General features: G+C 64.4%; 24 protein-coding genes and 1 pseudogene. 18 read left to right on the plus strand and 7 right to left on the minus strand.

Going from position 1 to position 23,963, the window contains the following annotated elements:
• Positions 1 to 330: 330 nt before the first annotated feature.
• The 5 genes from trbF (at position 331) to ACREEF_RS09025 (ending at position 4,028) form a co-directional block, all read left to right on the plus strand.
• Positions 331 to 1,017 (plus strand): conjugal transfer protein TrbF, encoded by a 687-nt coding sequence (gene trbF, locus ACREEF_RS09005; RefSeq protein ID WP_431565256.1) that lies wholly within the window; start codon positions 331 to 333, stop codon positions 1,015 to 1,017.
• Positions 1,017 to 1,874 (plus strand): P-type conjugative transfer protein TrbG, encoded by an 858-nt coding sequence (gene trbG / locus ACREEF_RS09010; protein ID WP_431565257.1) that lies wholly within the window; start codon positions 1,017 to 1,019, stop codon positions 1,872 to 1,874. The genes trbF and trbG overlap by 1 nt, the downstream gene beginning before the upstream one ends.
• Entirely contained in the window at positions 1,871 to 2,971 is a 1,101-nt protein-coding gene (locus tag ACREEF_RS09015; protein ID WP_431565258.1) for a TrbI/VirB10 family protein, read from the plus strand. Before trbG ends, ACREEF_RS09015 begins: the two co-directional genes overlap by 4 nt.
• A gap of 3 nt (positions 2,972 to 2,974) precedes the next feature.
• The gene (locus tag ACREEF_RS09020; RefSeq protein WP_431565259.1) at positions 2,975 to 3,202 is read left to right on the plus strand and encodes a DUF2274 domain-containing protein; all 228 of its coding nucleotides are present in this window, start codon (positions 2,975 to 2,977) and stop codon (positions 3,200 to 3,202) included.
• Positions 3,203 to 3,410: 208 nt separating this feature from the next.
• Positions 3,411 to 4,028: a hypothetical protein gene (locus ACREEF_RS09025; RefSeq protein WP_431565260.1), complete on the plus strand. Its 618-nt coding sequence runs from the start codon at positions 3,411 to 3,413 to the stop codon at positions 4,026 to 4,028.
• Between the two features lie 77 nt (positions 4,029 to 4,105).
• Here ACREEF_RS09025 and ACREEF_RS09030 read toward each other — a convergent pair whose 3' ends face one another.
• Both ACREEF_RS09030 and ACREEF_RS09035 read right to left on the minus strand, forming a co-directional pair.
• Positions 4,106 to 4,999, minus strand: coding sequence for a LysR family transcriptional regulator (locus ACREEF_RS09030; protein ID WP_431565261.1), 894 nt, complete (start codon positions 4,997 to 4,999; stop codon positions 4,106 to 4,108).
• Positions 4,996 to 5,586 (minus strand): hypothetical protein, encoded by a 591-nt coding sequence (locus ACREEF_RS09035; RefSeq protein WP_431565262.1) that lies wholly within the window; start codon positions 5,584 to 5,586, stop codon positions 4,996 to 4,998. Before ACREEF_RS09035 ends, ACREEF_RS09030 begins: the two co-directional genes overlap by 4 nt.
• Positions 5,587 to 5,802: 216 nt before the next feature.
• Here ACREEF_RS09035 and ACREEF_RS09040 point away from each other — a divergent pair, with 216 nt between their 5' ends.
• From ACREEF_RS09040 to ACREEF_RS09065, 6 genes are all read left to right on the plus strand, one after another.
• Positions 5,803 to 6,288: a hypothetical protein gene (locus ACREEF_RS09040; protein ID WP_431565263.1), complete on the plus strand. Its 486-nt coding sequence runs from the start codon at positions 5,803 to 5,805 to the stop codon at positions 6,286 to 6,288.
• 484 nt (positions 6,289 to 6,772) lie between these two features.
• Positions 6,773 to 7,444 (plus strand): lasso peptide biosynthesis B2 protein, encoded by a 672-nt coding sequence (locus ACREEF_RS09045; RefSeq protein WP_431565264.1) that lies wholly within the window; start codon positions 6,773 to 6,775, stop codon positions 7,442 to 7,444.
• Positions 7,441 to 9,150, plus strand: a complete 1,710-nt coding sequence (locus tag ACREEF_RS09050) for an asparagine synthase-related protein (RefSeq protein WP_431565265.1) — start codon at positions 7,441 to 7,443, stop codon at positions 9,148 to 9,150. Before ACREEF_RS09045 ends, ACREEF_RS09050 begins: the two co-directional genes overlap by 4 nt.
• A 110-nt stretch (positions 9,151 to 9,260) precedes the next feature.
• Entirely contained in the window at positions 9,261 to 9,725 is a 465-nt protein-coding gene (locus ACREEF_RS09055) for a MucR family transcriptional regulator (RefSeq protein ID WP_431565266.1), read from the plus strand.
• A 2-nt stretch (positions 9,726 to 9,727) separates the two neighbouring features.
• Positions 9,728 to 9,943 (plus strand): hypothetical protein, encoded by a 216-nt coding sequence (locus tag ACREEF_RS09060; RefSeq protein ID WP_431565267.1) that lies wholly within the window; start codon positions 9,728 to 9,730, stop codon positions 9,941 to 9,943.
• 172 nt (positions 9,944 to 10,115) lie between these two features.
• The gene (locus ACREEF_RS09065) at positions 10,116 to 10,913 is read left to right on the plus strand and encodes a hypothetical protein (protein WP_431565268.1); all 798 of its coding nucleotides are present in this window, start codon (positions 10,116 to 10,118) and stop codon (positions 10,911 to 10,913) included.
• A gap of 81 nt (positions 10,914 to 10,994) precedes the next feature.
• On the opposite strand, the gene ACREEF_RS09070 is transcribed toward ACREEF_RS09065, so the two are convergent.
• The 5 genes and pseudogenes from ACREEF_RS09070 to ACREEF_RS09090 all read right to left on the minus strand — a co-directional run bounded on the left by ACREEF_RS09070 (position 10,995) and on the right by ACREEF_RS09090 (position 17,893).
• Positions 10,995 to 13,406: an alpha/beta hydrolase family protein gene (locus ACREEF_RS09070; RefSeq protein WP_431565269.1), complete on the minus strand. Its 2,412-nt coding sequence runs from the start codon at positions 13,404 to 13,406 to the stop codon at positions 10,995 to 10,997.
• 7 nt (positions 13,407 to 13,413) lie between these two features.
• Entirely contained in the window at positions 13,414 to 16,020 is a 2,607-nt protein-coding gene (locus ACREEF_RS09075) for a TonB-dependent receptor domain-containing protein (protein ID WP_431565289.1), read from the minus strand.
• Positions 16,021 to 16,110: 90 nt separating this feature from the next.
• Positions 16,111 to 16,350 (minus strand): annotated as a pseudogene (locus ACREEF_RS09080) (STN domain-containing protein); the annotation flags it as partial.
• A 63-nt stretch (positions 16,351 to 16,413) separates the two neighbouring features.
• Positions 16,414 to 17,424, minus strand: a complete 1,011-nt coding sequence (locus ACREEF_RS09085) for a FecR family protein (RefSeq protein ID WP_431565270.1) — start codon at positions 17,422 to 17,424, stop codon at positions 16,414 to 16,416.
• Positions 17,405 to 17,893 carry an RNA polymerase sigma factor gene (locus ACREEF_RS09090; protein WP_431565271.1) on the minus strand — a complete coding sequence of 163 codons (489 nt, stop codon included), beginning with the start codon at positions 17,891 to 17,893 and terminating at the stop codon, positions 17,405 to 17,407. Before ACREEF_RS09090 ends, ACREEF_RS09085 begins: the two co-directional genes overlap by 20 nt.
• An 83-nt stretch (positions 17,894 to 17,976) precedes the next feature.
• Between ACREEF_RS09090 and ACREEF_RS09095 the strand changes: the two genes are divergently transcribed.
• The 7 genes from ACREEF_RS09095 to ACREEF_RS09125 all read left to right on the plus strand — a co-directional run bounded on the left by ACREEF_RS09095 (position 17,977) and on the right by ACREEF_RS09125 (position 23,934).
• The gene (locus tag ACREEF_RS09095; RefSeq protein WP_431565272.1) at positions 17,977 to 18,198 is read left to right on the plus strand and encodes a helix-turn-helix domain-containing protein; all 222 of its coding nucleotides are present in this window, start codon (positions 17,977 to 17,979) and stop codon (positions 18,196 to 18,198) included.
• A 48-nt stretch (positions 18,199 to 18,246) separates the two neighbouring features.
• Complete coding sequence (locus ACREEF_RS09100) at positions 18,247 to 18,450, plus strand: helix-turn-helix domain-containing protein (protein WP_200168043.1); 204 nt, start codon at positions 18,247 to 18,249, stop codon at positions 18,448 to 18,450.
• A gap of 45 nt (positions 18,451 to 18,495) precedes the next feature.
• A complete protein-coding gene (locus ACREEF_RS09105; RefSeq protein ID WP_431565290.1) occupies positions 18,496 to 18,660 on the plus strand; it encodes a helix-turn-helix domain-containing protein in 165 nt (54 codons plus the stop codon).
• A 267-nt stretch (positions 18,661 to 18,927) separates the two neighbouring features.
• The gene (locus ACREEF_RS09110) at positions 18,928 to 20,088 is read left to right on the plus strand and encodes a cysteine desulfurase family protein (protein ID WP_431565273.1); all 1,161 of its coding nucleotides are present in this window, start codon (positions 18,928 to 18,930) and stop codon (positions 20,086 to 20,088) included.
• Entirely contained in the window at positions 20,085 to 21,239 is a 1,155-nt protein-coding gene (gene dndC, locus ACREEF_RS09115) for a DNA phosphorothioation system sulfurtransferase DndC (protein ID WP_431565274.1), read from the plus strand. Before ACREEF_RS09110 ends, dndC begins: the two co-directional genes overlap by 4 nt.
• Positions 21,236 to 23,509, plus strand: coding sequence for an AAA family ATPase (locus tag ACREEF_RS09120; RefSeq protein WP_431565275.1), 2,274 nt, complete (start codon positions 21,236 to 21,238; stop codon positions 23,507 to 23,509). The genes dndC and ACREEF_RS09120 overlap by 4 nt, the downstream gene beginning before the upstream one ends.
• Positions 23,506 to 23,934, plus strand: coding sequence for a hypothetical protein (locus ACREEF_RS09125; RefSeq protein WP_431565276.1), 429 nt, complete (start codon positions 23,506 to 23,508; stop codon positions 23,932 to 23,934). Before ACREEF_RS09120 ends, ACREEF_RS09125 begins: the two co-directional genes overlap by 4 nt.
• Positions 23,935 to 23,963: the final 29 nt, after the last annotated feature.

Genomic DNA, 23,963 nt, shown 5'->3' on the forward strand with positions numbered 1-23,963 from the left:
CGCCGGCAATGGCGGTGGTGGTGGCAGCCGCAGTGGCGAAAGCGCGCAATCTTCGGCGGCATCGTCGCCCTCGAAGCGGCCGTCCGAACCGCCTGGAGCGGAGGCTGCGGCAGGCGCGGAAGGCTCCGCCGCTCCTGCGGGACCAGAACCTCAGGCCGGGCCAGCTCCGGGCGGCGCGCCTGCCTCTCCCAAGGAGGCCAAGCCCCAGTGGGCCAAGGACATGGAGCGTCGGCAGGCGGTCGCGCATGGCGTCTCTACCGCTGTGCACGCGGTCCGGTCTGGCGACCACCACGGGGGCTCCGCATCCGTCTCTGTCAGCGAGGACCGCTCATGAACCCCTTCAAACGCGCCAGCGGCCATTATGGGCGATCGCCGGAGCCGGAAACTCCCTACCAACGCGCCGCGCAGGCCTGGGATGATCGAATCGGATCCGCTCGCGTCCAGGCGCGCAACTGGCGGCTGGCCGCCCTGATGGCGCTCTGCCTTTCCGGCGGGCTCGCCGCAGGTCTCGTCGTGCAGTCCGCGCGTGGGGTGGTCACACCCTGGATCGTAGAGGTGGACCAGCATGGCGAGCCCGTCGCGATCTCGCCGGCACAGGCGAACTATACGCCGTCCGACGCCCAGATCGCCTGGCACCTCAGCCGGTTCGTCGAACATGTGCGCAGCATATCCGCCGATCCTGTCGTGGTGCGGAACAACTGGCTGCGCGCCTACGACTACACAACCGATCAGGGCGCTGCCGCTCTCTCGGACTTCGCTCGGACCAATGATCCGTTCGCCGACATCGGTCGCATTCAGGTGGGGGTGGAAGTCTCGAGCATCATCCGCGCCTCGCCGTCCTCCTTCCGTATCGCCTGGACCGAGCGTCGCTTCGTCGACGGCCGCCTCGCGAGGACCGAGCGCTGGACCGCGATCCTGACGGTGACGGTCCAGCCCCCGAGGACGGCTGAGGATCTCAGGAAAAATCCTCTCGGCGTGCTGGTCCACGCCTTCAACTGGTCGAAGGAGATCGACTGATGCGCCGCTTCATGCCCTCGGGCGCCGTCCTGGCGCTCTGTGTCGCCGCAGCGCCCGGCGTCGTACTGGCCGCCAACTCTCAGCGGGCGCCGCGGGACGCTCCGCCTCCGGTCTCGCGCATCGTCGCGGCCAATGCCGCCGCGCGAGTACAGCCTTCCGGCGACAACTATCTAAATGCCACCCAGGTCTACGCCTTTGAGGCTGGAGCCCTGTTCCAGGTCTACGGCGCGCCGGGACATGTCACCGACATCGCGCTTCAGCCCGGAGAAGTCCTTTCAGGCCAGGGGCCGGTGGCGGCCGGCGACACGGTGCGCTGGATCATCGGCCAGACTGAGAGCGGCGCAGGCGAAGGGCGGCGGATCCACATCCTCGTAAAGCCCACGCGGACCGACCTGAAGACCAACCTCATCATCAATACTGATCGGCGAACCTACCATCTGGAGCTCAACGCCCAGGCCTCCGCCTATATGGCGAGCGTCTCCTGGCGGTATCCGCAGGATGAATTGATCGCGCTCGAGGCCCAGGCTGCGCGGCAGGCGGAACGCGACGCCGAACCCCGCATCCGGTTGGAAGACCTGAACTTCGGCTATCAGATCTCCGGAGCTCGGACAGCCTGGCGCCCGGTCCGGGTGTTCGATGACGGCCGCCAGGTGATCCTGGAGTTCGACGCCGTGATCGATCAGGCGACGCTTCCACCGCTGTTCCTGCCTGAAGCAGACGGCGGCGCCGCTCTGGTGAACTACCGCGTCCTCGGTCGCCGGCTGATCGTCGATCGCCTGTTCGACGTCGCTGAACTGCGCCTCGTGTCGGGCCGGCGCACCCAGACCGTGCTGATCGAAAAGAGACCCGGTCGATGAGCGAACCCTCTGCGAGCGATGATCCCGCGGTCAAGGCGATGCGCCTTCGGGCCGATCCGCCCAGACCCCTTCGACTGTCGCGCAAGGTCGCTATGGCCGGTGTCGCCGGCCTGGCTCTGGCGATCGCCGGAGCGGTCGGCGTCGGCCTGCTGAAGCCGGACGCAGATGCGCCGACGGTTGAACTCACGCGGTCGTCGGCGCCGCCGCCCGACGCCGTGCGCGCGCTCCCCGGCGATTACACGGCGCCCCAACTCGGGCCGCCGCTTCCCGGCGACCTCGGCAGGCCGATCCTCAATGCGCGCAACGCCGCTGAGGAGGGGGAAGATCAGACGGGAGCGTTGGCCGGAGCTGTCGCAGAAACGCGCGAGGCCGATGCCCGCCAGGCCGAACTTGAGCGTCGTCGCGCCGAGGCGGATGCGGCCCGCACATCCAATCTAACGCTGATCCAGAGCGGCTCACCCGTCTCTCAAGGCACCCCGGTTGCCGTCGGGGCACCAACGGGAGTTCAAGCTGGGGGCGCCGCCGCTGCGACATTGGGCGGGACGCTGCTCGCCGGCGCCGTCATCGAGGCCAGTCTGGTGACAGGCATCCGGTCCGACCTTCCCGGCCCGGTGCTCGGCCAGATTACGGCCGACGTCCATGATACGCGGACGGGTCGGATACTGTTGGCGCCCAAGGGCTCGCGGCTGATTGGGACACACACGGCTGAGGTCGCCCAGGGCCAGTCTCGTCTACAGGTTCGATGGACCCGCATCATCCTTCCGAACGGGCAAGCCATCCAACTTGAGGACGAGGCGGCCTCCGATCCGCAGGGCTACGCGGGACTGGAAGATCGAACGGATCAGCGCTGGGGCGAGCGGTTGCGATCGGCGGCGCTGACGACGCTTTTGGCCGTCGGTAGCGCCGCAGTGGAGGTGGACGAGGGGGATCGTATCGTTCGGGCGATCCGCGATGGAACGAGTGGCGGAGTGGACGCCTTGGGACGCGGCCTGGTCGAGCGCGGGCTTTCTATCCCGCCGAGGCTCACCATCCGGCCTGGCTTCGCCTTTCGCATCATCCTTACCCACGACCTCGACCTTCAACCCTATGGAGACTGATCAATGTCCGCTCTCAAGCTCGCCGGCCTGCAGGACGACACGCCGGTGAAGATGACGGTCGAATTGCCCGCTGACGTTCACCGCGATCTGGTTCTCTATGCGGAGGTCCTGTCTGGCGATGGAAACAGGGTCTATGGGCCAGCGCAGTTGGTAGCCCCCATGCTGAACCGGTTCATGGCGACAGACCGGTCATTCGCCGCCGCAAAGGCGCGTCAGCACACCGCGCGCTGATTCCTAGCCAGGCGCTGCCGTTGTCGCATGCTAGGTGATTGAAATAGACATCTCGGAATGCCCCGAGCCATACACTGACGTCGCTGATGCTAACTGCTAAGGTTAAGCCTTGCAGGAGAACGACCCGGTGAGGCCTGAAGAACGACAAGCTCGACGGAGCAGGCGCCATCAAGATTTCGATATATTTCGGGACTTGATGGCGGAGCGCTTGTTCAACCGTCTGGCGGCGAATGACGAGAGGCATGCCTATTTCGGCTCAGCCTATGCCTTCTATGTCCTGAAGGGCGGTCGGATGGGCGGTCGTGACCTTCGTCAATTAGAGGTGTTTTACGGAAACAGGCCGGTGGAGCAGATTGTAGAGATAGTCCCTTCGAATTTCGGCTTGCCGGAGAGCCGAATGCGCTTTGCTGTCGAAACCGGGGCCGCGCTCGATTATCGTCGAACAGGTCGAGGAACACTCAAATGTTACCTGGTGCCGGCCGCTTCGGAGGGCGCTTCGCCCAAAGAAAGCGCCGTCATTCTATCTGACTTCAGTTCTGCTCGCTCTATGCACTCGCCTTTCACAGTTGATGCGCACTGGCGAGCCTTGATGTCCTATTTTGAATGCACGGCTCTCGACGGCGATCCGCGCTTGCCTGACAGGCTGCGGGTAGCATGGTTGCGCTTTACTCGACCCTTGATTGTCGATGGGAGGGTGCAAAAGCCGGCCTATCAGAAAGCGCTGCTCGAAATTGTGCAGTGGTCTCTGACGGTCGGGTTGAGCGGTGCCATTCTTTTTGGGTTGCAGTGGTTGATCGGGGCTCCTCCCACGAGAGGAAGCCTGTGACGTATGACGTGGTCGCTGACGTTCGGCAAAAGCTAAGACGACGCCAGTTGGCACGCCAACGCCGTCTGGGCCCATTATTACAATGATCGCGCTGAACTCACGAAGCGGCGAAGGGCTGGATTATCATTCTGATGATACCAAGCTGCGGCGAAGCTGACGCTTAAACCTTCACCTGCGTGGAGCGGTCGGTGAACCAGACTGCAAGGCAAGCCTGCATGTTCAAGGGCGCCCGAGGTTATGACCGCCAGGCCCAAACCCAGTTCAACCTGGCCCAGCACGATCGGGAGGCCTGCGCGCACGGTCTTGAGCGTGACCGAAGTGGGCAGGCGGGTCTGGGCGAGCACATCGGCACCGAGATCTCCTTCGCTGATCAGCAACGGGTCGCCGTTGAGCAACTGTAGGTCGACTGTCTGTTCCAGAGCGAGCGGATGGCTGGCAGGAAGAACGACATGGAGAGTCTCGCGCCAGAGTTCGGATACGTCGAGGCCGGTGACTGTCATGCCTCCGGGCAGGACGGCGATGTCGAGCCTGCGATCAGCGACGGCCGAGAGATGATCGCCCGCGTCGCCTGAAATCATTTCGATCTGGACATGCGGATGGGCGCCCCGAAATCGGTGCAGAAGCCCGAACAGGGATTCGGAAAGGAAGGACGGAGTCAGGCCGATCTTCAGCCGGCCCAGGCGACCCTCGCCCGCCTCGCGGGCCTCAGTGACCGTATCGCCTAGCAGATCGAGCGCGTGCTCGACGCCCCTGATGAAGGACACGCCGGCGAAGGTGAGCGTCGCGCCGCCCGGGTTGCGATGGAATAGGGAGACGCCGATTTCGTCCTCCAGCCCCCTTACGCGCCGGCTAAGGGCGGACTGTTCGACGCCAAGGGCATCAGCGGCCTTACGAAAACCGCCTGTGCTGGCCACGGCGAGGGACCACCTCAGGGAGGTAAGATCCAGCCTCGGGGCCAGCGCTGACCTCACCCCGCGCCCGCCTGGGCCTGTTCCGCCTCAGTCAATAAGGGGGCAGCGCTGATGCGCCGTCCGTGAAAGTCGCGAAGCTTCTCGGCGGCCGCCGCCTCCTGCCCGCCATCCATCAACCGGGCGACGGCTTCCAGGGCCTCCGGCATATCGCCCAGCAGACGAGCCTCTGTTTCTGCGAACCTCTCGATTGTCGCCTGGACGCGATCATAGACGGCCATCAGAGCGGGGTCGGCGGCGCCGGCGATGATGTGCCTGAAGAGACGTGTCGGATCCGCGCGGGGCGCGGCGCCGATGCCCGGCGCGGTGCCCTCAAGTCCCTTTTCCAGACAGTGGAGCCGCAATCTGTATCGACCGGCCAGCCCAACTGGATCGAGCCTTAGTCCGGCATAGCCGCCAGCGGGCGCGCGATCGATCAGACCCTCTCCGCCTAGCCAGGCGAGAGCCTCGCGAACGGGCGTTGTGGACAGTCCCAGCGATTGGGCCTCATCGAGAATGATGATGGGCTTGCCGGGCGAGAAGACGCCGGCGATTGCACGCTCCCTGAGCGTGCGTAGGGCGCTGGCGAAAGGATCGCGATTGCGCGCCATCCGACGACTCCGTTGCTTAGAATCGTCAGACTCAAGACTTCTTGCGTCAGTTGAAAGCGGAGCATGCTTGAATGCGACATTTCCTCACGCCGGAATGAAAAGCCCGCGCTGGTGCGCGACTTTTTCGCGCAAGCATCACTTTGTGAGGCCTGAAATGCTGACTTCTGTTGATTGAGGCGCGCTCGCCGCCCACACCTGTCGCGGGGAGGTTGTGAAATGACGCCACCGGACCAATCGGAGCTTGAAAGCGACAGCCTAGTGCTCTCTGCCGCGATCCGGGGCATTCGCCGCCTGCGGGGCTTCTCGTCATCGGAGACGGCGGCCGGAATGAACCTCGCTCTGCGAACCTATCAGGATTTCGAGGCGGGACGCGGCCGATTGAACATCGACTATATTCATCGCTTCAGCCAGTTTGTGGACGCCGATCCCGACGCCATCATCGCGTCGCTGGCGATCGGGTCGCCGGAGTTTGCGATACGGTGCACCTCGAACAAGCTGATGAGGATCGTCATGATCGGCGTACAGCAGTTGCACCAGCAACTGGGCGACAAAGTCGCTAATCTGGAGGCTCGCACGATCGTTGCTGCAGTGAATGCGAGCGTGCGCGAGCTGGTCGACAAGAGCGCCGGCGGCGACGAGGCTGACTGGCTAAAGGCTGGCGAGGACCAGCTTCGTCGCGCACGTCCTAAGCCTGGGCGCTGAATATACCGAGATATAGATTGCCGCTGCGTCGCGACCGGCCGTCCATGGAGCCGTCGCAATTCTGCGACCGACCAAGGAGACTGTGGTGCAAACCTCAATCTGCGTTCGCCTGGTTCGTCTGGGCGAGGCCCGTACTCTCACGCGTGGCCAATGGCATGCCGGCGTCCTGGAACTGGACGGCACCTATATCCGGATGGCCTGAACGGCCCTGCAGGTGCTGGCGTAATGCCGGCGCCTGCTTCGGTCGGGACGGGAAATATACGGCAATATAGCTTGCTGCTAGCTCCCCGAAGTCGCCTCCTGATGACGCCGCATTTTCACGGCGATCCAGAGAGGAGAGACTGAGATGACCCCCAACAAAACGATCCGCCTCATCCGCCTCGGCGAAGCTCGCACCCTGACCCGGGGCGGCGAGCTTGAAGGTGTCCTGGAAATCGACTTCACCCGCATCAAGCCTCAGGGCTGAGGTCGGGGGCCGTCGGCTTTGGCCGACGGCCATCGTCTTTTCACGATGATGATCTCGCCCGCTCCGTCCATTCATATTGCCTCGATCGAAGACGATTTGGTCGCTCTTGATCTCGAGAACGACGTCTACTTCTGTCTCCCGGGCCTTGCTCAGCATCTGGTCGCTGAGGGCGATGGTCGTTGGACAGCCTCGAACGCGGTGATTGCGAATGGCCTTCTCGAGACGGGGCTGTTTCAATCGGCCGTTTCGCGCGAGCCCGGGCCGGTCGCCACGCCGACCGTCCGAACCTCCAGACTCTACGAGGGACGCAGTTCCGGAAAGCTAGCTGTCGTGGCCCTGGCGGCAATCATGGCGCGCGAGGCTTGGCGCATCCATGGTCACGCCTTGAAGGTGCTCCTCGCGCGATCCCCGAACCTCCCTCTGCGGCATGACCGGGTCGCCGAAGCCATGGCGGACGCCCGCCTTTTCGACCGCTGGATGCCCTGGGTCCCGGGTCAAGGTCAGTGTCTCTATCGGGCCTATTTGCTGCGTGCGTTTCTCGCGTCACGCGGTCACGGCACCACCTGGATGTTTGGCGTCAAGACCTGGCCTTTCTCCGCCCATTGCTGGCTGCAGGTCGGGGACGTGCTTCTGGATGACGATCTGGATCGGGTCGGCCTCTATACGCCCATTATGGCGGTCGGCGCTTGAGTCGGTTCGTCGCCGTGCTCGGACCGGACGCCGGCGTGGGCGGCTATCGGGCCATGAAGGAAGCCGCGCGCAGGGACGGCTGGAAGATCTCCGATGCCGGGCCCTCACTCTGGATTGCGGCGCAAAGGGCGACCATCACCCGCTATCCCATCGCCATGGGCGAGGTCGTCGTGATTGGCGAGACAGTTCCAGATACACCGCTCTCGATCTCCAGCGCGGACAACGCTGACAGCGCTTGCCAGGAATTGACGCGCAAGCTCTGGGGCCGATACGTCGCCTTGCTCCTGACCCCGGATCAACGACTGGCCGGGGTGTTCAGGGATCCATCTGGCGCAATCGACTGTGCTGTCTCGCGAAGCGGGTCAGCTTGGTTGATTGCGAGCGACACTCCCGGCTGGATGGTCAATGCGACCAATGATCACCTGGTGCTCTCCTGGCAGGCGGTGGCCGAGGTTCTGCGGGATCCGATCACCCTTTCCTCCGCTGATCTGCTCGGCGGCTGGAAAACCGTCCTCCCGGGAGCGCTCCACCTCCCCGATGGTCGCAATCGCATGATCTGGTCGCCGGCCTGGGCCGTGGGTCGATCCTCGCCGGCGAAGGCGGAGCAACTGCGAACGACAATCGACGGCACCGTCGCCGGCCTTGTCAGAGATCGGCGGTCCCTTCTGGTTGAGGTTTCCGGCGGTCTGGATTCCGCAATCATGGCCACCAGCCTGCGAGCGGGCGGTTTTGGCGGGCAGGTCCTGTGGCTCAACACGCACGGTCCGTATCCGGAATCCGACGAGCGCGCCTACGCCGAGGCTGTGGCCAAAGTCTTGGGCGTGCAACTGACGATCATATCCCGGTCCGTTCAGGCCCTGGTCAAAGGGCTAGCGCTTGAACACCCCCAGTCATTCCGGCCCAGTCTGAACCGCTTGGACGCGGCCTATGACGCCCTGCAGGCAGAACTCTGTGAAGCGCATGGCGTAGAGGGCGTGCTCACGGGGAAAGGCGGAGATGTCGCCTTTCTGCAGACAGCGAGCTCCAGCATTCTGGCCGATCAGGTGCATGATCAGGGGTTAGCCGCACTGCGCGGCAGGACCGCGCCTGTCATTGCCCGTCGGATGAGTCGGTCTGCCTGGCGCACCATGAGAGCTGCGATCGCATCTGCGCGGCGGCCTCGTGCCTATTCGCCGGCGGTAAACGCCCTTCTGCACTCTGACATCCGCAATGATGAAAGCCCGTCTCACCCCTGGCTTCGAGACCTGGGCGGCATCGGGCCCGGTAAAAGACAGCAGATCATCGGTTTCGCGAGCAATCTCGGCCTTCACAGCGTGTCCCGGCGTAGCGAGAGGGCGGACTTGCTGCATCCCGCGCTCAGTCAGCCGGTCATGGAAGCGGTTTTGGCCACCCCGTCATACGCGCTAACGAAAGGAGGGCATGATCGCCTCCTGGCTCGTGAAGCCTTCGCGGACCGCCTGCCGCAGGCGCTGGTCCAGCGCCGCTCCAAGGCTGAACTTGGTGGCTACTACGGCCGCGTCATCGCCGCGAACATCGACCGCTTGCGTCCGCATCTCCTCGAAGGAAATCTCGCCCGGCAGGGCTTGATAGATCGGGATCAGGTCGAGGCCGCATTGCAGGTTGAGCACCTGATCTGGCAGGGCGGCTATCTGGAACTGATGATGTTGGCTCTGGTCGAAAGCTGGACGAAGGCCTGGTTGCGCTGAGAAGCGCTTCGGCGAACCGGTCCTCAGGATTTCATGTATTACTTGGTGGGTCTGTCGGGCGTCGACGTTACAGGATATCCAAAGCGTGACCTTTTATGTGGAGCGCTAACTTGGACGACGCCATGACGCCCGACCGGGATCTTCTCGACATGACCGCAGACATCGTCGCGGCCTACGTGACCCACAATAAGATCGACGCTGCAGCCCTTCCCGCCATGATCACCTCGATCCACGCCGCCCTTGGTTCGGCGGGTTCGGAGGCCGTGGAAGAGATCGAGCCAGTGCAACGGCTGACGGCTGCGCAGGCGCGCAAGCTGATCACGCCGGGCGGCATCATCAGCCTGATTACTCAGAAGCCATTTAAGTCGATGAAGCGCCACCTCGCCATTCACGGCCACACCCCGGAATCCTATCGTGAGGCGTTCGGCCTGCCTGCCGACTTCCCCATGGTCCACCCCGACTACGCCAAGGCGCGATCCGACCTCGCCAAGGCGATGGGGCTGGGCGCCGGCGGACGTCAGGCGGCCAAGCCGGCTCTCAAGGGAAAGCCGGGCCGTAAGCCGAAGGCCAGCTGACTATGTCGACGTGGCAGATGGCGGCGTGGCTGTTCATTGGCTTCGGCAGCCTCGGTCTGCTGTTGACCATCAGCAAGCAACTCGATCGGCTGATCAAGGAGGTCAGCCATCTTCGCATTGAGCATCGCAATGCGACCGACGTCGAACCCGCCGGAATGACCTTGGCGCGCGATATGGGCGAGGAACGGCGGTGGTCGGACGACCAGCACAGTCGCTGAGCGAGGGCACCTGTCGCCTAGGCTGTCCTCTTGATGCGCAGCAATTCTAGGGTCGAGAATGGGCCAACTTCGCCGATTTCTCTAGAGCCAGAGAAAGGCGAAAGAACTGCTGCGAGAGCGTGAGCGAGCGAAAACCTGTCGCAGGATTGGCCGTGTAAGCTTGACGGTATAGATGACCGCCATCGATGCCGCGGACCCAACGCAGGCGCCGATTAGATGCGAAGGGATAGGCGAAGTGAGTTCCAATACTGCCGTCGAGGCGGCGATCGGCAAGCTTGCGACGACCATGAGGCTCTGCAGCGAGGCGCATATGCGCTTCGACAGCATCTTCTCCGTTGATCAGGAAGAAGCCGTCAACAACCTGGAACATGCCTTCGAGAACAAGTTGGAGGCGTTCCATACGCTTTTTGACGTATCGAGCACGCTCTTTCCTTACCATGGTCACGGCGATACGGCGCTCGTCATGGCCCTGCGCAACGCCATTCACCATCGAAACCACCCTCTGTTTCGTAGCTTCCGTGTTCGGTTGATCCTGGATGAACCCGCCCGTTGGCAAGGGGCCGCTTTCCTGATGGCGAAGCATCCAACGATCCATGGTGCGTCACTGCGGATGCATCATTTTGTCAGGCTGGATGACATTGACGCGCGCCTGGATCCTTCCCGCGACTCTCCGTTTCTGGATCGTCTCAAAGCACAAAAGGCGTTGGAGCGCTTCGAACTCATTGATCGCGAGTTGCGGTTGGGGGAGGTACGTTCAAAGGCATCAAGCGAGCGCTATCCTGATGACCAGATCTATCTGGACGTAATGCCCATCTTCGTCTCAGCGGTCTGTCGTGTCTTTAAAGCGCTGAAGTCTGCTGGCATCGCCTTTAAGGGTTTTGACGCCGAGACTTATGAAAGACCTTTCACTTCAGAGATCGTCGTCGACCTGGGGCGACTTGAATTTGATCAGGCGCGGATCTGGCGGTGACAGCCCCCTCTGGTCAGTAGCCGGTTGAAGATTGTGGCAGGGCGAGCGGCAGAAATCCGCAGCCACGCCCTGCCAGATACTTCATTGGACGTTCTTTTGTTCAGAAGGTGGTCCTGCGCCGATTATCTGGTCTAACCATCGCCAGATGGTGGCGTACATGTCCTGAATGTTCGCCGGGCTGGAGAGTACGTGTCCTTCTCCCCTGTATGTGACGAGGACTACGTCCTTCTGCTGTCGGTAGAGAGCTGAGAATAGTTCCTCGGCCTGACCCGGCGGTACATAGTCCCGATCGGCGGTGAACAGCAGGACCGGCGCCGAGATGCGGTCGGCGGCCAGAGCGGGACTGTTGCGCACATAGCGGTCGGTGTCCGCGAAGGGCGGAGACCCGAGCCCCCCTTGACCGGTTTCGACCCAGCCTGCGCGAGATCGAACCGGCAGTCCGTCCTCCGGCGAAAGAGAGGGGGTCAAGGAGAACTGCCCCCAGGCGCTGAGCAGATTATAGGCGCCGTTCGCTGCAATGACGGCGGAGAAGCGGTCGGATTGGGTCGCGGCGGCGACGGCTGCAAAGGCGCCGAAACTATGCCCCCACAGAACGACCCGGTCAGGGTCGAAAGCCTCCAGGGGCGCTGCGGCGTCAACAGCCGCGAGGATGTCGTCCGCCATGCCGATGGCGGGTTCGCCTCGTTTGTCCGGTCTCGGGAGACTTGGGATCAGCACAGCATAGCCGGCCGCCGTCATCAGTTGAACGTTGGCGGTCACGCCGTCTTCCGGCGAGGTTGGGGCATGAGCGGGCCCGCCAGGATAGGGAATGACGATCAGGGCTGGCTTGTGAGCGTCCGTCTTGAGAGGGCGATAGAGCCAGCTCACGAGGGGGGCACCGTCTGCAGACTGGTGGGTCACCGCCTCTGCGGAGGCGAAGGCGATCTCGGAGAGCCGGTCGTTCAATCGGATGAACGGCGGTCCGCCGTCCAGGGCGAGCGCATCGCGGTTGCGATCATCCCTGACCATGACGACGGCGCGCTGTTCGCCCGCCGCAGCGATCCGAGATGATATCTTCAACCTGGGGCCGATCGCGACGCCAGTGGCCGTATCGACGCGCCACTTCTCCTCGCCATCGCCCGTAAATGTCCAGTCACGTCGTGGCGGGCTGTTAAAGTAGAAGCGTTGGCCGCGACTGAAGAGGGCGGAGGTCGCACTTGGCCGAGCGCGGATTGCGCTACCCAGGCGTTCTGCGTGGCTATTTTGATCGACGGACCAGGCCTCGGTTCCGGATTGCACGACGAGGGAGCGCGCGGAAACAGCGAGAAGCGAGACGGAAGGCGAAGCCAGCGCCGCGGTCAGAACCTGCGGTCCAGCCTCGGTTAGGGCGGCCCAGTCGCGTCGTTCGCCATTCTGGACATAGAGGACAGGGGTCTCGCCAAGCCAGTCTGCACTAACGACCTGGGTACGCAGTCCCGTCTCGACCCTCGCCGGCTTGAAGCCACCAAGCGAGGTGGGGGTGACGGTCTTCCGTTTCGGATCGATCTGCATCAGCCGGCCGTCGGACCAGGGTTCGCCGTCCTGCCTCGCCCAGACGAGCAGGCGGTCGCCTGAGGGCGACCAGGCCATGAGCAAAGGGGATATGTCCTGTCCCGGCAGCGGCTCCCAGGCTTCACCGCTTCGAAGATCGACGAGGGTGAGTTCGCGCCTTTCCGAGAAATCTCCCTGCAGGAAGGGAATGTCTGGATCGAACGGACGGTCGCCTGAGAACCTTACCGCAGCGACGAAGGCCCCGCCCGGAGCGATTTCCAGGTCATGAAAACGGCCTGTCGCCAGGGAGCGCTGTTGGCCAGAGGCGGCCTCCACCAACACCAGACGGGAGTCTGCAGGTCTGGGATTCAGGCCCAGAAAGGCGCCGCCGCCGATCAAGGTACGGCCGGGTTCTCGACCTTCGCGAGTCGATCGCCACAGCTCGTCCATGCGGTTCTGGACGTTGAAGCCCTGCCTTACCAAGGGAGGAAGGTCGCCTTCTGTGCGTTGGATCATGACCAGTTCATCGCCGTCGCGCCATTGGGCCGCTCGACCCCACATGGCGCTCTCGGGCGTGCCGGCAAGCCATCGGACCTCGCCGGTGACTTTGTCCGCGATCCCGGCCGTGAAGGTGCGGTCCTGCAGGCGGTAGATCAGCAGTCTGCGGTCATCGGGCGACCAGGCGCCTATGACATGGCCCTTGCCCTCTGTCTCCGGCAGGAGAGGTCGAGGCGCGGCGCCGTCGGTTCGGGCGAGCAGAATCTGAGAGCGCAGCACCAGATCCAGCGCATCATATTCATAAGGGCCGGCGTCGATGGTCGGACCGATCCGCTCAAAAGCCAGGGTGGTTTCGAGAGGCGACAGCGTTACCTGACCGAACTTTTCGATCTGGAGCATGTCGTCGAGGGTGAAGGGCGTGGCGAGAGCCGATCCCGATCCGAAGATCAGGACCGCGCTCGCGGCGGCGAGCACAGTACGAAGCATGGCGGACCTACCAGCGCTTGGTCAGTTGCAGCGCGAAGGTCCGGCCGAGCGGATCGGCCTGGCCGGCGTCGAAGCCGATGCCGGTTATCGCATCATAGAAGGGTGGGTCCGCATCAAAGACGTTCCGCACCGAGGCCGTCAGGTTGAGGCCTTCACCCCATGAACCGGAGGGCGTCCATCCGACCTGCATGTCCGTCGTCGTCCAAGAGCCGATCCGTGTATTTTGGAGGTCGCGATAGTCGCCGACATGGTTCACCGCCACTCGGAGCGAAAGATCGTCGCGCGCCCAACGTCCAAAGACCGTGCCGCGCAGGTCGACGGGGAAGCCGTAGGTGTCGACGAGATCGATGGTCGGCGCGGTGGCGGTGATCCGACGCTTGTAATCGATCATGTAGGAGGCCGTGGCTTCCAGGGTGAGTTCGCCGCCGGCCAAGGCCCGATCATAGGCAGCGTATCCGTCGAGGCCACGTATTTTGACGGAGGCGGTGTTCAGCCAGCGCGCGTCGACGATGACGCCAAAGGCGTCCGCAGGGAGTACACCCGGCAGTAGAAAGTCCGGGCTATTGATCAGGGCGTCCACGGCCGCCCGATCGGCGGCCGAGTTGCGGTCGATCCTACGCACAAAAGGCGCGAGATCGGGATCCAGCAGGACCTGGGGGAGATTATCGCGTGCGGGGCTTCCGATCTGATCGGAGAAGACGATGTCGAACCAAGTGGCGCCGATCCGGAAGGGGCTGTCCTTGGGTCGATAGTCGAAGCCGAAAGTGAAGGTGTCTGCCGTTTCGGGATTGAGGTCCGGATTTCCGCCGCCTTCGAACAGGGCGACCTGCTGACCGACCGTGTCGGCGACGAAGGTCGCAGAAATGTATCGGCGCTGCGCCAGTTCGGTCATGGCCGGCGCGCGAAAGGATGTGCCCCAGTTGGCGCGGACCTTGAGATCATCGACCGGGGTCCACATCAGGCCGATCTTGGGATTGGCGGTGGAGCCGATGTCGTCATAGTCCTCCACGCGTCCCGCAAGGGAGAGTTCGAGTTTTTGTACGCCAGGGATCGCATTCTCGGGACCGATGAGCGGCGCGCGAACCTCGATGAAGGCGGCTGCGACCTCGCGATTCTTGTCGGGGGATCGGGTCGAGAGCGGGGTGAGGCCGGAGGTGAAGGTGACGCCGCTGTTCTTCAGCACCTCCGTTCGGAACTGGGCGCCGACAGCGACCTTCAAATCGCCCGCGGGAAGCTTGAACGCAGTGCCCTGGGCGATGAGGTTGGCGGAGGCCACCTCGCTTTCGTCCGTGTAGCGCCTCCAGCCGCTGGAGATATAATCTAGGACAGCGCGAGAGTTCGCGGTGCCAGCGCCGAAGAGGTTGAGGTAGCCGTCGCGGGCGGCTGAGAATGTGGTCGCCGGATTGTCCGCAGTATTGCCCAGAGCTTCCTGAAGATAGGTGGACTGCAGCAGGCCGCGGCCCTCGTCGACGGTCCGCTCGGTTCCATAAGTCAGAAAGGCTTCGACTTCCCAGTCAGAGGGCAGGAAGATTCGGGCGCCGAGGCTGGCGCCGAGACTGCGGGCCTGACCGGAGCGTCGCGAGGCGCCGATATCCTCACCGAAGGAATAGGCGATGCTGTGCGACGTCGCGCCCATCGGAGACACGAAGTGGGGATTGGCCGTGGTGACCGTCGCAATCGTGGTCGGGGTCAAGCTTTCGGTCTCGAATTCGCGTTGGCTAAGGCGGAGGTCGCCTGTGAATTCGAGGTGCGAGCCGATCTGCTGTCGGGCGTAGAGATAGGCCGCGTGGCGATCGAACTCCGGAATGAGCGCAGCCCCCACCCGAGTGTTGTCGTAGTTCTGCTCGCCGGCGACGAAATCGGCCGGTGATCTGGCGACGCCGTCCGCGCCGGGTCGGATCGCATGGGTGGCGACATAGGCTGAAGTCGCATTGTCAAAGCGGACGATATTGCCGGGGACGCCGTAATAGGTCCGGTGGTCCGTCCCGCCGAAAGGTCTCAGATCACCCGTGGCGGTGTAGGCACGGTCCATGGTGCTCAGCGGATTCTGACGCTCGAACTCATAGGAGAGAAGCGCTTGGCCGGTGGACCATGTCCGGCCGATGGTATGGGCGGCGATGACGGACTCGCCGCCGCCCTTCGACGCGCCGATACGCAATCGGCTTTCCTGGCCGTCGAATTCCCGCCGCAGGATGATGTTGACGACGCCGCCCACCGCGTCTGCCCCATATAGTGCGGAGGCGCCGTCGAGTAGGACATCCACGCGTTCGACCGCGGCGGTCGGAACGGCCGAGACGTCGGCGAAATCACCCCGTCCGCCGGCGCCCGCCATACGGCGGCCGTTGACCAGCACCAGGGTGGAGTCAGGGCCGAGGCCGCGCAGGTTCACCCCCGTCGCCAGGCCAGAGTTGCTCTGCATGGGGTCCGATCCGACCAGGGCAGTAGTCGGCGTGCCGCTGCCCGCGTAGTTCTGGGGTAGGGCGGCGAGGGCGTCCGCGATCGTTGCGCGGCCGGTGCGGTCGAGGTCGTCTCGCCGGATCACGGTAACCGGGGAGGGGGTGTCGCCGGGGCCTCGCAACAGGGTGCCGGTGACCACGACGTCATCGACGACCACAGCCTCCGTTAGTTGATCCTTAGGCGAGTGCTGAAGGACCCAGGCGCCGTTGGAGGATTGGACCGCAGCGAGGCCGGAGCCGGCGAGAAGCTGGTCGAGCGCAGCGTCGGCGGTCATCCGTCCGCTAAGGCCCGGCGTCCTACGCCCCGCGACCTGACCTGAGGTGAACATCAGCTGGCGGCCGGCCTGGCTGGCGTAGGCGTTGAGCGCGGCGCCCAGGGGCCCGGCCGGAATGGAAAAGTTAATCGGCGTCTGAGGCTGGGCGTGCGCGGAGCCCGATATGGCCAGGGCGGCGACACCGGCGAATAGGCTGGAACGGTAGGCGGTCATGATGTCTTCCCCCACGACGCAACAGCGCGTCGGGGTAGAGACGGTTTAGGTGGGGGCAGACCCTCACCCTTGCTCATTATTCCTTGAGCTGACCAAACGAACCTGACCGTCTGGCTCCCGGATCGCCCTTAGATCGAAGAGGTGGGCCGCGGCCGAGACAAAGGCCGAGCGGTCTCCGCTGCGGAAGACGCCGTTGATGGGCGTGTTGGCCGCCGTGGGCGCGTCCAGGACAATCGGCGCGGCCAGGTAGCGATTCACCTCGGCGACGGCCTCGGCCAGAGGCGTGTCCACGAAGGTCAGCTCACCGGTGGTCCAACTTGTAGCCGTGTCTGCATTCACGGCAGAGACCTTGGCCTTGCCGGCTTTGATCGTCGTCTGTTGGTTCGGTAGCAGCCTTTGATGCGCGCTCGGGGTAGCCGCCTGCACCACGTCGACAGCGCCCGATACCAGTACGACGCGGGTCTCTGAACCGACGCGCCGTACTTCGAAGACGGTCCCGACCGCCGTCACGGATGCGTCTGTAGTCATGACCACGAAAGGGCGGGCGGGGTTATGAGCCACCTCGAAGAAGGCCTGGCCCTCGGCAAGATCGATACGGCGTTCGCCCTCTGTGAAGCGGACCCTTATCTTGGACGCGGTATCGAGACGGACGCGTGACCCATCAGCCAGTTGCAATGACCTCTGCTCGCCGACCTCCGCCGCGTAGGTGTCGCGAATCTGCCAGAAAAAGGCCCCCACCGCGAGCGAAGCGGCCAGGGCGGTTGTGAGGCCGGCAGCGGCGATCTGTTTAACGCTGAAGCGCCGGTGACGTCGGCGCTGCGCCTGCGCGAGCGCGGCCTGGATGTCGGGGTCGTCCGCCAGTTCACCGGTCCGCGACCAAAGCTGCTCCGCGCGGCGATAGGCTTCGGCGTTCGCAGGTATGGAGCGCCATCTGGCGAATTCCTGGATTGTGTCCAGCGCAATGGTGCGCGTGCCCAGCCGCGCGATCCAACTTGCCGCCTGGTCGTCGGCAGCAGTCCGTGTCTGTACCTCAGCCGGCATCGCAGCCCCTGGACTAGCGTCGGAGTTGAGCATCGACCTGCTTCAGCGCGCGGGTGATCCGTCGCTCCACGGTCTTTACCGACAACTCTAGTCGTGATGCGATCTGTTCGTTTGTCAAACTTCCGAAGCGGCTGAGCATGAAAATATCTCGCTCGGGTTGCGGCAGCTTCAGGACCAGTTGCTTCAGAAGGACGGATTCGGTCTGGGAAGCGGCGTCGGTCCAGATAGGCGTGGTGGCGGCGTGGCGACGTTGTCTTTGAACACGGCGGCCTTCTTCGGCCACGAGGTTGGTGGCGATCCGGAGGAGGAGGGACTTGGGATGACGGACCTCGCCGCGCGCCTGGTAGGGGGCGATGCGGAGGTAGGTTTCCTGGACGACGTCGTCGACACCCGTGACGCCGAGCTGGCGAAGGCGGGCTGTGAGCCAGTCAGCATGGCTCAGATACAGGTCGCCTAGCCCTGATGTGCTTTTCCCAAGTCTGATCGCGGCCTGGTCAGTCATCAGTCCCTCACTGACACGCTCAGGAGTCAAAATGACACGATTAGGGGGCAGATTAAAGAGTCGGATGCCGCTCAATTGTCTGGATGTCCCTCATCGCCCTCTTGGGCAGAAACATACGACGTCGTCGAAACGCCCTAGGCATTTCTCAGGAAGAACTCGCGTTCCGTGCAGAAATGAAGCGGAGCTACGTGAGCGGAATAGAGCTCGGAAATCGCAAACCTAGCGTCGAAGCCTTGGAAAGGCTGGCAGACGCGTTGTGTGTCGATCCTCGCTCTCTTTTAGACCCGGACCGCTACATGAAATGACACGTCTGGTGGGCAGCTAATCTCGACCTGTGCCGGTCTTCTGCGCACATGGACGTGGTAGCCCTATTAGGCCGCAACGTGCGCGTCCTCAGGACAGCTGCAGACCTTTCGCAAGAGGAGTTGGCGTTTCGAGCCAGCATGAAGCGAAGCTATCTCAGCGATCTCGAGCGCGGCACGCGAAATCCCAGCGTTAGAGCGTTGGGACGTCTTGCTGCTGCGTTGGGCGTGCCGCCGAGCCGGCTTCTAGAGTAATCTCCGTTTGGCCTGATTGAATCCTCTGGCGCGTGAGGCCTCACGCTGGAAGCGCTCGCTCACGATGTTGGGCTTGCGTACAGCTACATTGGTGAGCTGGAGCGAGGGTGCCGCAATCCAACCCTTAAAGTCGTCGAGCGAGTAGCAAGGGCCTTGGATAGAGGTCCGATAGACCTTCTATCCAACCCTTCATTGGATCAGGATTCCTGAGGCAGCGCGTTGCGTCGGACGCTTGCGGCTTTTCAGCCGCACGTGGCGTCTTCTGCGACGTGGGAAGTCTGCTCTGAGGAGTACTCGAGAGCCGGTTCTTAATACGCTGCAGGCGAATTTCGGAGCCGAACGGCAGCTGTGCGGGGGGGCTGCGCTCAGCAGGTGGAAAGCAGGGGGCGATTTTCGTCCAACTCTGTGTATCCTGATCCGCCTCTTGCGTGGGGTGGTGCCTGACCTGCCACGAACCCTTAATCGATCGCGTCACCCATGACCGCTTCGCCGATCTTCCTCGACTATCACGCCCACGGCCCGCTCGATCCCGAGGTCGCCCAGGTCCTCACCGCCGCGTTCGCTGAGTTCGACGTCAATCCGCACTCTGGTTCGCTTGCTGCAGAGCGCGCCCGGATCGCGGTCGAGGCCGCCCGGGCTGAGGTCGCGGCCCTGGTCAGGGTCCCTCCGTCGAGCCTAATCTTCACCTCGGGGGCGACGGAGGCTAACAATCTGGTCTTCGCTGGCCTGGCCGCCGCGCTGCAGGCGGCCGGCCGCCCGCGGATCATCGTCTCCGCGATCGAACACCCCTCGGTTCTGGCCGCGGCCGACCGCCTCGGAGATCAGTTCGACGTCCAGCGGGCCCCGGTACGGCGTGACGGGCTAATCGATCTGGAGGCCCTCGAGCGGCTCGCGACGCCGCAGACCGGTTTGATCTCGGTCGCCGCGGCTAATCACGAGATCGGGGTGGTCCAGCCCCTGGCTAGCATCGTCACATTGGCTCGCAAGTGCGGCGCGTTTTTCCATACCGACGCGGCTCAGGCGGCTGGCAAGATCGCGCTGGATCTTTCCGAGGTCGATTTGGCGAGTCTCTCGGCGCACAAGCTGCACGGCCCCTTCGGGATCGGTGCGCTTCATGCCCGGCGCCCGGTTCAAAAGCAGCTTCAGCCGTTGCTGGTCGGCGGGGCCCAGGAGAAGGGGTTGCGCTCGGGCACTGCGCCGGTGCCGCTTTGCGTGGCCTTCGGCGCGGCTGCGCGGCTGGCGGACCAAGCACGCCAAGAGAACGCCCTGCGTGTCGGCGCCCTTCGCGATCGCCTGCTCAAGGGCCTCTTGGCGATCGGCGACGTCACCTTGAACGGCGATGTCCAGCGCCGTCTGCCGGGCAATCTCAACCTCTGCTTTGCCGGCGTCGATGCCGAGGCCCTGGTCATGCGCCTGCGCGCCGATGTTGTGATCTCCACGGGCTCGGCCTGCACGAGCGCATCCCTGGAGCCCTCGCCGGTGCTTCAGGCTCTTGGCCTTGAGCGCCAGGTCGCCGAGACCGCCGTGCGCTTGGGCCTTGGCCGCTTCACGACCCAGGCCGAGGTCGAGACAGCCATCGTCCGGATCACAAAGGCGGTTGCGGAGCTGCGCGCGGTAGGCCAACGAGCAGTCGCATGAGCCTTCCGATCGAAATCGCCCCGGGACCCGCGTTGGACGCGGACGGTGATCGCGTCCCGACCCTGCCTGAAAAGCTGGCGGCCATCGCCGCTGATCTGCGCGAGGAGTACCGCCAGCCGCACAACACGCCTTGGATCATCGGCTTTTCGGGCGGCAAGGACAGCACGCTTCTGGCCCAACTGGTCTTCGAGATGCTGCTGAACCTGCCGCCGAGCCAACGCCGGCGACCGGTCCACCTGGTGGCCAACGATACCCTGGTGGAATCCCCCGTCCTGGCCCGTCACCTCGACGCGGTCCTTGACCGTATTGGCGGGGCTGTCGGGCCGCTGCGCCTGCCGGTGATCGTGGCCAAGACCGTGCCCGAGGAGAATGAAACCTTCTGGGTCAACCTGATCGGTCGCGGCTATCCCTCGCCCAGCCGTGTCTTCCGCTGGTGCACTGATCGGATGAAGATCCGACCCACGACCCGCTACATCCAAGCCCAGGTCAGCGCGGCTGGCGAGGCCATCTTGTTGCTGGGCGTGCGCCGATCGGAGTCATCCCAGCGCCGCAAAAGCGTTGAGCGGTACGACAACGGCCAGCGTCTGAACCCGCACAACAGCTTGCAGGGCTGCCAAGTCTATAAGCCCATTGTCGAGCTCGACACTGATGAGGTCTGGCAAGTGCTCCTGCAGTCGTCGCCGCCCTGGGGGGGCTCGCATCGCGAGCTGGTCACCCTCTACCGCAACGCGGGCGGAGCAGAATGTCCGTTGGTCACCGACAAGAGCGAAGCACCTTCCTGCGGTAGCGCTTCCTCACGTTTTGGCTGCTGGACCTGCACGGTGGTCGAAAAGGACAAGAGCGCCGAGGCTTTCGTTGAGGCCGGCTATGGAGATCTCGAACCGCTGCTGGACTTCCGCGATTGGCTGAAGGCCTTGCGCGAAGAGGGAGGCATGCGCATGGCCAACCGGCGCAACGGGGCCTTGACCTTCGTAGGCGACGGCCGGCTTATCCCCGGGCCATTCACGCTCGAGGCGCGCCAACTGATCCTGACGCGTCTCTTGGGTATCCAGGAGGATCTCGACTATCCGCTGATCCGGGAGGGCGAGATCGAGGCGATCAAGCGTATCTGGGCCGAGGACAATCTGCCCCAAGGCGGCGCGACGTCATGAGGCTCGGCGATTTTTCGTTGCACGACGCCGAGGGGCGCGCGCGGGTCAAGGCGGGCTGTGCGGCGGTAGGCCTCTCCGACGGACTTTGGAACGCCGTGCTAGAGGCCCGGGCCTCCCATCGCGGCGCCAGCAATCGCCGTGGCCTCTATGCGGCGTTTGACGGCCTGTTCGGCGGCTCGGGCGACGTGTCGGCCGCGCCAGGCTCCGATCAGTGCGCGGACCCGGTTGACGGGGACGCGTCCGGAACTGTGACCCTTACCCGCCTGGTGCTCAAGAACTGGAAGGTGTTCCACAACGCCGACTTCACCTTCCCTGACTATGACCCAGCCCGCCCGGTGGTGCTGATCGGCGGCAAGAACGGCTATGGCAAGACCAGCTTCCTGGAGGGCCTCCTGTACGGGCTTTTCGGGCGCGAGGCCTTGCTGGACCTGCACGAACCGGGTGCGGCAGCGCCCGCCTCCGGCGCGGCTAGGGGACAGGCCTATCGCCGAGCCATGGAGCGCGCCCTGCATCGGCCCGCCCTCGATCGGGGCGACGGGGTGATGAGCGTGCGGTCCGAGTGGCGGATCGACGAGGCGGTCTTCGTGGTCGAGCGGCGCTGGTACTTCGATGAGGCCGGCCGTCTGGTCGAGGATGACGAGGCGGTTAATCTCTGGACCGGCGCGGATCTCGACGTGCTGCCCGCCCCCGAGGGCGAGGATCCCTCGCTGTTCTATCAGGCCGAGATTGCCCGCCGATTGATGGCGCCGAGCTTGGCTGCGTTCGTGCTGTTCGACGGCGAGCAGGTCAAGCGCTTCGCCCAGCGCGATTTCGCCGGCCAGGTGCGCCTCGCCGTTGAGACGGTGCTGGGGCTTTCAGTCTGGCGCGAGGCCATCGCAGACTTGAGGGCCTATGCTCGGGATCGCGCCCGCGGCGCCATCAAGGGCGATGACGAGGCAGTGCTGGAGGATCTGGCTGGCCTTGAGCGCCGCGAGCATGATCTCCAGGCGCAGATCGCGGCGCTCGGCGCCGTTGCCGCTCCCTTGAGAACCCAGCGCGACGAAGTTCTCGAACGGCTCGGCGCCCTGAACGGTCGCACTTACGCCTCAATGCAGAACCTGCTTGAGCGTCGCCAGGCCACCCAAGCCGAGCTAACGCGCGCGCGCCACGATTTCAGTGCGGCCGTTTCCGGCGATCTCCCCCTAGCCCTAGTCGGAGGACGGCTGCGCGGGATCCTGAAGGCGAGTCTCGAGGGCGACCGCGCGAGCCAGGACGGCGGCGCGCTCTGGGCCCAGCCGGCGGCCCTGGAGCAGTTGGTCGTCGCCGTTGAAGGGCAGCTGACCGACCTCCAGGATCGTGAGACGGTTCTGGCGGCGTTGCGGCGGGCCTGGACGGCGTTGAGCCACTCAGAGAGTGATCCGCCGCGCCACGGCTATCTTTCCGGCTCCATCCGCGAAATGGCCTTGGCGCGCCTTGCGGCCGAGCCTGGCCGGACCATCGCCGCGCCGGCCCAGCGCATCGCCCAGCTTACCGCCGAACTTGAAAGCTTGGACGCCGACATCGCCGCGCGCGAAGCCACCGACCAGGATGTCCAGGTCCTGCGCGGTCAGCTCGAGCGCCTGTCCGGGCAGCTCCAGCAGCATGACGGCGTTCAGCGCGCACTCGACCAAGCTCTCGGCCAAGCCTGTGTGGCGCTGTCGGAGGCCCGTCAGGCCGCCGAGGCGCGGCTCGTGGCACGGATGTCCGACGCCCAGATGGTCGTCCGCCGCGAGCGGGCCTTGGCTTGCGCCGAGGGCGGTGTGCGTCTGATCGCACATCTCACTCCCGCCTGCTTCGACGCCGTCGGCAAAGCGGTCACCAGTGCCTATCGAGCTCTGGCCCATAAGGGTTTGGTGGACCATATCCGTATCGAGCCCGACGGCGCTGTGGTCCTAATCGACGGTACCGGGACGGACGTGCGCACCATTGAGGCCTCGGCCGGCGAGAGCCAGATCTTCGCAATGGCCTTGATGGCGGCCGTGGCGCGGCTGTCTGGCCGGCGCTTGCCGTCGATCATCGACACGCCACTGGGGCGCCTTGATCCGGACCATCGCCTTCGCGTGCTGACCTTCTTCACCCGCCAGGACGTCCAAACCGTGCTGCTCTCCCAGCCCGACGAAGTGAACCAGCACTATTTCGATCTTATCGCCGACCGTATCGCCGCGCAGTTCCACCTCGACCACGTCCTGGCTTCAGGCGGCGTCGGGGGCAGCGTGCCGCTGTCGGGCTATTTCCCGGGAATGGCCGCATGAGCAGTACCCACGCCCTGAGCCTGATGGACGTCTTCCGCGTGGATTTTCGCACCTCGATGGCTGGCGACGGGCTCAATCAGCGCCTGCTTGCCGAACTGAGTCTGGATTTCCGGTATCAGCCCGCGCGGCTGGCGCTCGCCGCCTCCCTGGCCGAGCTCAAGCCGCCGGCACCTGCCCCCGACCTGCTGGGCCGGCCGATCCGCGGCGAGACTTTGTTTGGCCAGGAAGAGGCCGAGGTCGCGGTGTGGGTGGGCCTCCTGGTCGAGCACACCGCCAGCCTTGACGAGGTCGCGGCTCCTAGCCGGCGGCTGCTGGTCGAGGGGGTGGCGGCCCACTGGGCCCGGGGCGCGGACCTGATCGCACGCCGCTGGTCGCAATGGCGAGGCTCGCCGACGGCGTTCATCGTCAGTCTCCAAGCCATTTGACTGCGCGCCGCAACCTGCGAGCGTTCAAA

The organism is Brevundimonas sp., assembly GCF_050729455.1.
Lineage (GTDB): Bacteria > Pseudomonadota > Alphaproteobacteria > Caulobacterales > Caulobacteraceae > Brevundimonas.